General features: G+C 70.9%; 8 protein-coding genes and 1 pseudogene. 4 read left to right on the top strand and 5 right to left on the bottom strand.

Annotated elements, in window-relative coordinates; all coding sequences use genetic code 11:
• Positions 1 to 2: 2 nt before the first annotated feature.
• From ACIP98_RS18685 to ACIP98_RS18675, 3 genes are all read right to left on the bottom strand, one after another.
• On the bottom strand, positions 3 to 929 hold the full coding sequence (locus ACIP98_RS18685) for a carbohydrate ABC transporter permease (RefSeq protein WP_401976897.1): 927 nt from the start codon (positions 927 to 929) through the stop codon (positions 3 to 5).
• A gap of 11 nt (positions 930 to 940) precedes the next feature.
• Positions 941 to 1,987: a carbohydrate ABC transporter permease gene (locus ACIP98_RS18680; RefSeq protein ID WP_401976895.1), complete on the bottom strand. Its 1,047-nt coding sequence runs from the start codon at positions 1,985 to 1,987 to the stop codon at positions 941 to 943.
• 108 nt (positions 1,988 to 2,095) lie between these two features.
• Positions 2,096 to 4,165, bottom strand: coding sequence for a fibronectin type III domain-containing protein (locus ACIP98_RS18675; protein ID WP_401976893.1), 2,070 nt, complete (start codon positions 4,163 to 4,165; stop codon positions 2,096 to 2,098).
• A 489-nt stretch (positions 4,166 to 4,654) separates the two neighbouring features.
• On the opposite strand from ACIP98_RS18675, the gene ACIP98_RS18670 reads away from it, so the two are divergent.
• Both ACIP98_RS18670 and ACIP98_RS18665 read left to right on the top strand, forming a co-directional pair.
• Positions 4,655 to 5,809, top strand: coding sequence for an ROK family transcriptional regulator (locus tag ACIP98_RS18670; RefSeq protein WP_319659377.1), 1,155 nt, complete (start codon positions 4,655 to 4,657; stop codon positions 5,807 to 5,809).
• A 37-nt stretch (positions 5,810 to 5,846) separates the two neighbouring features.
• The gene (locus tag ACIP98_RS18665) at positions 5,847 to 6,935 is read left to right on the top strand and encodes a mandelate racemase/muconate lactonizing enzyme family protein (protein WP_401976891.1); all 1,089 of its coding nucleotides are present in this window, start codon (positions 5,847 to 5,849) and stop codon (positions 6,933 to 6,935) included.
• Positions 6,936 to 7,121: 186 nt separating this feature from the next.
• Here ACIP98_RS18665 and ACIP98_RS18660 read toward each other — a convergent pair whose 3' ends face one another.
• Entirely contained in the window at positions 7,122 to 8,219 is a 1,098-nt protein-coding gene (locus ACIP98_RS18660; RefSeq protein ID WP_401977001.1) for a MerR family transcriptional regulator, read from the bottom strand.
• A 324-nt stretch (positions 8,220 to 8,543) separates the two neighbouring features.
• On the opposite strand from ACIP98_RS18660, the pseudogene ACIP98_RS18655 reads away from it, so the two are divergent.
• Positions 8,544 to 8,819, top strand: a pseudogene (locus tag ACIP98_RS18655) (pyridoxal-phosphate dependent enzyme); the annotation flags it as partial.
• A gap of 181 nt (positions 8,820 to 9,000) precedes the next feature.
• Here the strand turns inward: ACIP98_RS18655 and ACIP98_RS18650 are convergent.
• The gene (locus ACIP98_RS18650; RefSeq protein WP_401976890.1) at positions 9,001 to 9,459 is read right to left on the bottom strand and encodes an SDR family NAD(P)-dependent oxidoreductase; all 459 of its coding nucleotides are present in this window, start codon (positions 9,457 to 9,459) and stop codon (positions 9,001 to 9,003) included.
• A 126-nt stretch (positions 9,460 to 9,585) separates the two neighbouring features.
• Between ACIP98_RS18650 and ACIP98_RS18645 the strand changes: the two genes are divergently transcribed.
• Positions 9,586 to 10,266 carry an NAD(P)-binding domain-containing protein gene (locus ACIP98_RS18645; RefSeq protein WP_319659381.1) on the top strand — a complete coding sequence of 227 codons (681 nt, stop codon included), beginning with the start codon at positions 9,586 to 9,588 and terminating at the stop codon, positions 10,264 to 10,266.
• Positions 10,267 to 10,339: the final 73 nt, after the last annotated feature.

The raw sequence follows: 10,339 nt of genomic DNA, 5'->3' as shown, positions 1-10,339 counted from the left end.
GGTTACTTGAGGCCGGAGAAGCCGATGGAGTTGACGATCCGCTTGCCGAAGGCCAGGAAGAGCAGCAGCATCGGCAGCGCCGCGATGAGCGCGGCGGCCATCAGCCCGGCCCAGTCCGGGGCGGCCTGCGGCGAGGACTGCTTGAACACGCCCAGGGCGAGGGTCAGCGGCTGCACACTCGCGTCGTTGGTGACCAGCAGCGGCCACATGTAGTCGTTCCACGCGTTGACGAACATCAGCAGTGACACGGTGGCGATCGGGGCCGCCGACATCGGCAGGACGATGCGCACGAGGATCCGGAGCGGCCCCGCGCCGTCGATGATCGCGGCCTCCTCGATCTCGCTGCTGAGACCGAGCATGAACTGCCGCAGGAAGAACAGGGTGAACGCCTGGAAGAGCCCGCCGGGCAGGATGAGGCCCGCGAAGGTGTTGGTCAGGCCGAGGTCCTTGATGAAGACGAAGTTCGGCAGCAGCGTGAAGACGCTCGGCACCATCAGTGCGCTGATGAGGATCGAGAACACCAGGTTCCGGCCGCGCCAGTGCAGCCGCGAGAACGCGTAGGCGGCGCAGGCGGAGAACAGCACGATGAGCGCGGTCTGCACGGAGGCGTAGATCAGGGAGTTGCGCAGGTAGAGCGCGATGTCCAGGGAGGCGCCGGAGCCGCCCTGGGCCTGGGCCTCGGCGAGCGAGGCCAGGCCCAGTGCCCGTTTGAAGGCGCCGAGGGTGAAGCCGACCGGCAGCGGCGACGAGGGGTTGGTGGCCAGCTGGTAGTTGTTGGACAGCGCGGTGCGCAGGATCCAGTAGAAGGGGAAGACCGTGACCAGGGAGATGATCCCGAGGTAGGACCAGGCCAGGATCCGGCCGGGGCCGGCCTTCCGGGTGCGGGGGCGCCGCACGGACTTCGTGCGGGGCGCGAGAGCGACCGTCATCGGGGCCTCCGTCAGTTCAGGTCGGATTCGTCGGCCCGGGCGAGCCGCAACTGGGTGAAGGTGACCGTGATGAGCAGGACGAACAGCGCCAGCGACATCGTCGCCGCGTAGCCGAAGTCGAACTGCCGGAAGGCCTTGTCGTAGATGTACATCTGCAGCACGTTCGAGGCGTTGGCCGGTCCGCCCTTGGTGGTGACCGCCACGATGTCGAAGACCTGGAAGGCGTTGATCACCGTCAGGACGACCACCATCACCAGGATCGGCCGCAGCAGTGGCACGGTGAGCCGGCGGAACATCTGCAACTCGGACGCGCCGTCGACCCGGCCGGCCTCGTAGATGGTGGACGGGATGGTCTGCAGTCCGGCGAAGATCAGCAGCGCGTAGTAGCCCATCCACTTCCACACGCTGATCGCGGCGAGCGAGGGAATGGCCCACGGGCCGCTGCCGAGGAACAGGATCGAGTGGCCGATGACATGGTCGAGCACGATGTTGATGACGCCGAGGTGCGGGTCGAGCATCCACTGCCAGACCAGCGCGGCGATCACGTTGGAGATCAGGAACGGCAGCAGGATCACGCCGCGCAGCGTCGAGGAGCTGGTGACGCGGTGCAGGATCACCGCCGTCACCAGGGACACCAGGGTGCCGAAGACGACGGACAGGACCACGAAGTAGACGGTGACCAGGAGCGAGTGCCAGAAGACGTCGTCGCCGAACATCTCGCGGAAGTTGGCCAGTCCGATCCAGTTGGGCGGGGTGAGGACGTGGAAGTCGGTGAACCCGAGGTAGATGCCGCGGAGCGTCGGATAGGCGTAGAAGATCGCGAAGCCGACCACCGAGGGCAGGATCAGCAGGAGGGCGACCGGCAGGTCCCTGCGCCGGGCCGCCACCGACCTGGTGGCGGCCGTGCGCCTGGTCCTGCCCCCGTTCCTGCCCGGGGACTTCGTGGTGCGGATGCGGCGGGTCGCGCTGGATGAGGCGGCCGTGGTGGCCTCCGCGCCGGCTGCGCCGGACGGTGGTGTCACCGGCGTCGTGTGGTTGCCCTGCGATGTGACCACCACGGCACTCTCCTTTTCCTGCATCGGTCGAACGGGTGGTTCGGTGGTGCGTCCGCCCAGTGGTGCGGCGGATCGGCGGTCCGGTGGTTCGGAAACGGGTTCCGCCGCCGGTCAGACGGTGATGCGGTCGATGTCGGACACGTAGTCGGACGGGTTGCCGAAGCTGACCGTGTTGGCGCCGGCCTTCAGCCGGACGGGCACGGTGACGGTCCGCGGCCGGCCCCACTGGTTGTCGTTGCCGCCGGGCAGCGGGAGCTGGAACGCCGTCCCGTTGACCGTGACGACCACCGTGCGGCCGGAGGAGCCGTCGGTGTAGTCGAGCTTCATCAGGTAGGTGCCGTCCTCCGGCGCCGCGACGTTGTTGATCGCCACCGATCCGTTGCCGCCGCCGAGGTTGCCGACCTTCTTGCCGCCGGAGCAGGCCGAGCAGTCGTTGACGCTCGCGTTGCCGGTGAGGGTGTTGCCGGACGCCTCGGCCTCGTAGGCCACGGGTCCGTCGGCGGCCGGGGTGGTCACCGGGACGGCCTTGCCCGCCGCGGACCGACGGCCGCGGGAGTCGTGGGCGACCACGGTGAAGGCGTAGCCGGTGGCGGCCTTCAGGCCGGTCACGGTGGCGGAGGTGCCGCTCGTGGTGGCGACCTTGGTGCCGTTCGCGTAGACGTCGTAACCGCTGGTGGCGGTACCGGTGTTCACCGGCAGCCAGGCCAGCGAGACGGTGGTCGCGGTGGAGGCGGTGGCGTGCGCGGCCAGCGGGACGCCGGGCTTGCCGGTGACGGCCTCCGGGGTGACGCGCAGCAGGCGCGAGCCGTGCGGCGGCAGGTTGTCGGTGAAGCTCCCGTTCACCTTGCCGAGGTTCTTGTGGCTCCACAGGTCACGGACCGCGGCCTTGCCGCTGATGCCCAGGTCGCTCCAGTCGGCGGTGACGTCGGCGTAGCCCTTGCCGAGGTTGAACAGCGCCACGGTGTAGCTGCCGTCGGTGTTGCGGGCGTACCAGACCTGCTCGGGGCTGTCCTGGCTGACCGGCCGGGCCGGGTTGCCGGCCTGGTCGACCGCGATGACCTCGTCGTTGGTGAGCAGCGACAGACCGTACGGGTCCAGGTGGGTGAGGTCGTCACCGATGTACAGCGGGGCGCTCTCGATGGCCCAGAGCGTCATGTGGCTCTGCCGCTCCACCTCGTTGAGGCCGTCCAGGGGGCCGGCGCCGACGTCGAGGGAGTCGAGGTTGTTCCAGTGGCCGGGACCGGCGTCGTCGATCCACGGGACGACGTCGTTCCAGCGCTGCTTGACGGAGTTGTTCCAGGTCACCAGGGTGTCGCAATAGCACTCGACGTCGGTGTCGATCCGCCAGCCGTTGGAGTTCTGCTTCCAGACGTCGGCCTTGTCGTGGCTGAGCGACCAGGACAGGATGAACTGGATCGGACGGCCGGTCTTCTCCAGCGCGCTGTGCCAGGCCTGGATGTCGGGGACGTTGTTGTGCGCCTCGTCGCCCTGGTTGGAGCCGGGGCCGACACCGTCGATCTTGAGGAAGTCCACGCCCCAGTCGGCGTACTCCTGCGCGATCGAGTCGATGTACTTCGTGGTGCAGGGGCTGGAGAAGTTCAGCTGGTAGGAGACGTTGTCCCAGCCGCTGGTCTTGCGCAGGTCGGGGTAGACGATGTCCTTGGTGGTGCAGCCCGGCGCGTCGAGGATGGGGCTCCTGCCGTCGTTGTACGCGTCGATGTAGAGGCCGACCGCCATGTAGATGCCGAACTTCAGGCCCTTGGCGTGCAGCTTGTCCCCGAGGTACTTCATGCCGTGCGGGAACTTGACGGGGTCCGCGGCCGGGCGGGCGTACTCGTCGACGACGTTCTTCTGCGTGTTCGGGTTGACGTTCCAGCCCGCGTCCACGTTGACGTACTCGTAGCCGTGCGACTTCAGCTTCGAGGCGAGGATGTCCGCCTGCTGGAGGACGTGCGACTCGGTGAGCCAGGGACCGCCGTAGCCGGGGAAGTTGGTGGACTCCAGGCTCCAGCTGCTCCAGCCCATGTACGGCTTGGCGGCGAGCACCGGCGCCGTCGTCGTGCCGGCGGTCCGCGCGACGGCCGGGGCCGGGGCGGTGGCGGGGGCGGCGACGGCGGGGGCGACGAGGGGCGCGGCGAGGGCGCCCACCGCGAGGGCGGGGAGGATGAAGGCCCTGCGCATGCCGCTGCGCGTCCGGGGCCTGGGCCATCTCAGACGTGCGCGTGCAGCTGAACGAGCCATGGGTGTACTCCATTTCGGCGCGACGGGGTACGGCAGAACGCTGCGGCGCGCGACCGGGTGGGCCGGCGCTCGGCGTCCGCTGGGATATCGACGGTGGTGCGGGAGGACAGTCCTGCCCGCGGAGCCTTCCTCGGTGGCGGTCGTCCCGGAACGCCACCGAGGCCGGAAAGTGCTGCGACCGGGGGCCGGTCGCACTCCTCCCCCATGAGGACCGTCTCGTCCGCACCGACGAGGAGTGCGGCGAATGTAGCCAGGGTTTCCTTCCAGCGTCAACATATCCGGCGGGAGAAATCCGATGTCTTGCCCCGCCACCACCGGTGATCACCCGGAGATGCCCAGCAACTCCCCAGCAGATCAAGGAAAAGGTGGGATCATTGAGGTTCGCCGCGCCACTTTCTTACTTTCCATTGGAAAGGTATGGTCCCGGCCATGAGCCTCGCCGACCAGCCCCCCGCCGCTGTCCTGGTCTTCCAGACACTCCTCGCGTACGGCCCCCTGACCCGGGCCGAGATCGGACGGCGCACGGGGCTGTCGGGCGGGGCCGTGACCAAGGCCGCCACTCCCCTGCTGGCCGACGGATGGATCACCGAACTCGGCCGGCCGTCCGGGGAACGGGCCCACGGCCGCCCGCCGACGCTGATCGCCGTCCACGCCGAGCGCGCGCGCTTCGTCGGCGTGAAGGTGACCGGCGACGAGCTCATCGGCGTCGTCACCGACCTGACGGCCCAGCCGCTGGCCTCGCGGCGCGCCGCCCTCGACTCGCGCGACGTCGGAACGGTGGTGCTGGCCATCTCCCGGCTCATCGCCCAGCTGCGCACCGCCGCCGGTGCGGAGGACGACGGCGCGATCCACAGCGTCGGCGTCACCATCTCCGGGGACGTGGACGGGCAGACCGGCATCGTGCACTTCTCCCCCTTCCTCAACTGGCGCCGCGTCCCGCTGGCCCAGCTCGTGGAGACGGCCACCGGCATCCCGACGGTGATCGAGAACGACGTACGGGCCCTGACCGTCGCCGAGCAGTGGTTCGGGGCCGGTGTCGGGCTGTCGTCGTTCGCCCTGGTCACGGTGGGCGCCGGGATCGGCTGCGGGCTGTCCATCAACGGGCGGGTGGTCTCCGGCGCGCACGGGGTGTCCGGTGAGGTCGGGCACCTGCCGGTGGGCGGCACCGACCGCACCTGCACCTGCGGCAACACCGGCTGCGTCGAGACCGTCGCCTCGACGCACGCCATCACCGAGCAGGCCCGCCACGCCACCGGCAACCCGGCCCTGACGATGGAGGAGGCGGTCCGCCTCGCCCATGCGAACGACACCGCGGTCCGCGCCGTCTTCTCCCGCGCCGGACATGTGATGGGGCTCGCCATGGCGTCGGTGGCCAACCTCATCGGCCCGGAGCGCATCATCATCTCCGGTGAGGGCGTCGCCTCGTACGACCTGTTCGCCGACCAGCTCCGGCAGACCTTCGCCGGCCACGCGTTCGGCGCCGCGGCCGACTGCGACATCGAGGTCCGTCCGCTGCCCTTCGAGGAGTGGGCCCGCGGGGGTGCGGCGGTGGCCGCGCAACGGGTGTTCGCCCCCACGAAGTGACCCTCTCCGTGATCCCGAAAGGTACGTGGTCGTCCCCATGAGCAGGATCAGTCGCGTCGAGTGCCGGATGGTCTTCCTCGAACCGGAGGTGCTGCGCACCGACGCCCTGCAGACCTTCGTCCGCCAGGAGACGATCCTGGTCTCCCTCACCACGGACGACGGCCTGACGGGCACCGGCTACGCGTACACCATCGGCACCGGCGGCAGTTCGGTGCTCGCCCTGCTCCGCGACCACCTGGCCGGGCTGCTCGTCGGGGCCGACGCCCGCAATGTCGAGGCGCTGTGGCAGCGGCTCCTGTCGGTCACCCGGGCCACCTCGGTCGGCGCGATCACCTCGCTCGCCCTGGCCGCCGTGGACACCGCCCTGTGGGACCTGCGCTGCCTGCGCGCCGGCGAGCCGCTGTGGCGGCTCGCGGGCGGCGCCCACGAGCGGCTCCCGCTGTACGACACCGAGGGCGGCTGGCTCCACCTGACCCCCGACGAGCTGGCGAGCAGCGCCGTGCGGGCCAAGGAACGCGGCCTGCGCGGCGCGAAGGTCAAGGTCGGCAAGCCCACCGTCGGCGAGGACACCGAGCGCCTGGCCGCGGTCCGTGCGGCGGTCGGGCCCGACTGGGTGCTCATGGTCGACGCCAACCAGTCCATGACCGGCGCCGAGGCCGTCCGCCGGGCCCGCGCGTACGAGCCGTACGACATCGCCTGGTTCGAGGAGCCCCTCCCCGCCGACGACCTCGCGGGGCACGTCCGCCTCGCGGCCTCGACCTCGATCCCCGTCGCGGTCGGCGAGTCCCTCTACGCCGTCGGCCGCTTCGCCGAGTACCTGTCCGCGGGCGCCGCCGGCATCGTCCAGGTCGACGTCGCCCGCGTCGGCGGCATCACCCCGTGGCTCAAGACCGCCCACACCGCCGAGGCGTTCAACGTCCAGGTCGCCCCGCACTTCCTCATGGAACTGCACGCCAGCCTGGCCTGCGCCGTGCCCGCGGGCATGTACGTCGAGCACATCCCGCAGCTGGCCGCGATCACGCGCACCCCGCTGAGCATCGTGGACGGCTGCGTGGTGCCCCCCGAGTCCCCGGGCATCGGCATCGACTGGGACGAGGACGCGATCGGCGACCTGCGGGTGGCCTGAGCGACGGTCACCGCCGGGCAGGGCGAGATCGTGCCGAGGCGGGCGTCGGCCAGGACTTCGGGGGAAGAACGGTGCCCGGGTAATCCAGGGGCTCCCCGGGGTCGGCGGCCACCGCCCGCCCGAGCATCTGCCCGCGCCCGCTCCAGGCGTCGCTCGACGCGATCACCGGGCGGGCGCGCCCGCGGTTCAAGCAATGAGTAGGCGCAGACCGAGATCTGCCGCGTCGAGGTCGGCGAGGTGGCCGTTGCGCTCGGACCACCGGCCGGAGGCGAGGTCGTTGCCAAGGCTTCGTACCGCCCGCTGCTCGGCCTCCGGCCCGACCCTCGTCCACACCGACATGGCGCGGCGTACGTGATCCTCCAGATACGTCTCCGGCCGGCGCCAGTACGCCTCGAACAGGCCGTCGGCGCAGTCCCACGGGACGGGCACCGGCTCAGCGCGGGCGCCAAGCGCGTCGGCCATACAGGCAAGCGAGGGAAAATCTGCGAGGACGGCGGCGAACTGGGGCAGGTAGTCGCGGGTAAGCCAGAACCGGTCCTGCCATCCGGGCTCGTCGGTGTCGAACGTGAGCACCACCACGCGGCGGGCCACGCGCCGCATCTCGCGCAACCCTGCTATCGGGTCTCCCCAGTGGTGAACGGTGGAGACGGCCATCGCGACGTCGAAGGAGTGGTCCTCGAAGGGCAGGCTCTCCGCGGCGGCGGCCACGCACGGCGCCGAGTCGGCAGGCCGCTGCTCTCGCATGACCGCCGATGGCTCCACCGCGGTCACGTCGCGATCAGCAGGCTCGTAAGAGCCGGTGCCGGCCCCGACGTTCAGCACCGTCTGCGTGTCCCCGAGCGCGTCCCAGATCTTCGCGGCGATCCGCGGATCGGTACGCCGTGTCGCGGTGTAGGCGCCGCCGATCGCGTCGTACAGCCGTGCACCGAGCATCTCCAGTTGCTTCTCCGGTGTCACCATCACTCCCTTCGCCCGTGCCCCAAGCTCCCTGTCGATGGCCGCCACCATGGCGTCAGCGCGATCACGCCGCTCCATCAGCAGGCGGCGCAGTTGGCGCAGGTGCGCGACCGCGTCGATGGACGGGTCGCCGACCAGTTCAGCAACCTCCCGCAGCCCGAAGCCCAGCCGCCGGTAGGCCAGAACCTCGCGCAGCCGCTCCACGTCGGCTGCCGAATAGGCTCGGTACCCGCCCGCGGTCCGCGCCGACGGACGCACGAGCCCGATCTCGTCATAGTGATGTAGCGTGCGGACACTCACGCCGGCCAGCTCAGCTACGCGCCCCACGGTCCAGTGATCCTCCACGGCACCGACTATGAAGCCTGACGCCGCGTGAGGGTCAAGAGCCGGCCTTGACTCCGAGCGTCGGGGCACCCTGTGCGTCACCGTCACCCCTGCGGTCTCCTCGCCCGCTCAGCCGCTTGGCGACGCAGGGCCTCCCGATCGCCCCGGCCCAGCGCAAAGCGCATGCACAGCGCGCAATTTGATCACACGGCGTCCGGTGCGGGTGGTGTCGTCGACCTGACCCGTGCCGCCCCGATACGCGGGGTCCCGAAGTTCTCGTCGTGTTTCCGGCTGTCCTGGGCCTAGGCCCAGGACAGCACTGCGTCGGTGTCATGGCGCACCCGCTGCGAGGCGCTGGAGCCCGGCCTTGGGTGCACGGTGAGTATCAAGCTCGAAACGGCGAACCCGGTCAGCAGCTTCAAGGCCCGCGGCACCGAGGTCGTCGTCAGCCTGCTCGCCTACAGCGGCTCGCGAGCCGTGGTGTGCGCGAGCGCGGGCAACCTTGGCCAAGCCCTCGCGTGGTCCGGTCGCGGCCGGGAGATCGACGTGACCGCCGTGGCTCCCCGCTTTGCGACTTTGGCCAAGCTTGATCGCATCCGCGCACGCCTGAGCCGGCACGCCCGGTCCCGCGCCCTCCGCCCGGCGGAGGCGGGCGCGGTGACCGGCCGCGGGACGCTCAGTCGGTGCAGTCGCGCAGGTCGGCGGCCATGTCCGGGACAGCGCCTCGCTGCCGGCGCGCGAGGGCCCTAGGGGACGAACCCGGTCCTGTGCATGGTCGACTCGTTCACCGCGATGTTGACGATGCGTCCGCCTCCCGCGGCCGGCATCCGCGGCGTGCGTCACCTCGCGGGCCACCAGGAAAGTAGCTGGTCGGATGGGTCTCGATCACCGCGCGGAAGCCGTCGGCCGGAACGTCCCAGAGGGCCTGCGGTTCCGTCATGAAGCGCGGGTTGACCGTGCGCATGCCGATCCCGGCGTTGTTCACGAGCAGGTCGATGCCGCCGAGCCGCGACCACACCCGGTCGACGGCCCGGGCCACGGAGGACTCGTCGCGCACGTCCATCGCGACGCCGACCGCTCCCGGCAGCCGCCCGGCGACCTCGTCGGCACGCGTGCCGGAGCGGCCGGTCAGCGCGACCGTCGCGCCCGCCTCGGCCAGGGCGGAGGCCATGGCCAGGCCCAGGCCGCTCGTCCCGCCGGTCACCAGCACCCTCACCGGGCGGTCCGCCCGCAGTTCGCTCATGCCGCACACGCTACGGATGCGAGCGCACTCGAAGTCAAGGCGCGTCGAAGCGGCGGAAGAAAGCACTTGGCGACGATCGTTGCACCAGAACCGAACGCATTGGACTGTGAAGGACGAGGTCACACCATGGCAACTCTTGGACTGATCGGCAGCGGATCGATCGGCGGCACTCTGGCGCGGCTCGCGACGGACGCCGGGCTGGACGTCGTCCTCAGCAACTCCCGGGGGCCGGAGACGCTCGCGGACCTGGTGTCCGAGCTCGGCCCGCGGGCCCGCGCGGCGACCCCGGAGGAGGCCGCGGCGGCGGGCGACTGGGTCGTGGTCACCATCCCCCTCAAGGCCGTCGACCAGGTCCCGGTGGCACCGCTGGCCGGGAAGACGGTCATCGACACCGGCAACTACTACCCGCAGCGGGACGGTGAGATCGCCGTGCTGAAGGACGGCAGCAGCACCGACAGCCAGCTGCTCCAGAGCCACCTCCCCGAGTCCCACGTGGTGAAGGCCTTCAACAACATCTTCTTCCGCCACCTGGCCGCGCTCGCCCGGCCGAAGGGCTCACCCGACCGCACCGCGCTGCCGGTCGCGGGCGACGACCCGGCCGCCGTGGCGCACGCCGCCGAGCTCCTCGACCTGCTCGGCTACGACGCGCTCGCCTACGGCACCCTCGCCGACAGCTGGCGCTCGCAGCCGGGCACTCCGGTCTACGGCCCGCCGTACGCGGGCGGCTCCGCCGACTTCGCGAACGCGGCGGCCACCCCGGCCTCCGCCGACACCATCCGCGCGCTCGTCGACGCGGCCACCCGCTGACCTGAGCCCGTTCCGGCGCGGCGGACCGCCGTCCGCCGCGCCGACGCCCGCCGAGGCCCCCGGGAGCTCCGGA

It is taken from the genome of Streptomyces sp. NPDC088354 (assembly GCF_044753585.1).
GTDB lineage: Bacteria > Actinomycetota > Actinomycetes > Streptomycetales > Streptomycetaceae > Actinacidiphila.
This window is presented reverse-complemented; position numbering and strand designations above follow the sequence as displayed.

What these genes read in the sequence shown, in the direction of transcription:
- ACIP98_RS18645 (WP_319659381.1), top strand. Translation starts at nt 9,586, where the DNA reads ATGGCAACTCTTGGACTGATCGGCAGCGGATCGATCGGCGGCACTCTG.
- ACIP98_RS18670 (WP_319659377.1), top strand. Translation starts at nt 4,655, where the DNA reads ATGAGCCTCGCCGACCAGCCCCCCGCCGCTGTCCTGGTCTTCCAGACA.
- ACIP98_RS18675 (WP_401976893.1), bottom strand. Translation starts at nt 4,165, where the DNA reads ATGCGCAGGGCCTTCATCCTCCCCGCCCTCGCGGTGGGCGCCCTCGCC.
- ACIP98_RS18665 (WP_401976891.1), top strand. Translation starts at nt 5,847, where the DNA reads ATGAGCAGGATCAGTCGCGTCGAGTGCCGGATGGTCTTCCTCGAACCG.
- ACIP98_RS18685 (WP_401976897.1), bottom strand. Translation starts at nt 929, where the DNA reads ATGACGGTCGCTCTCGCGCCCCGCACGAAGTCCGTGCGGCGCCCCCGC.
- ACIP98_RS18650 (WP_401976890.1), bottom strand. Translation starts at nt 9,459, where the DNA reads ATGAGCGAACTGCGGGCGGACCGCCCGGTGAGGGTGCTGGTGACCGGC.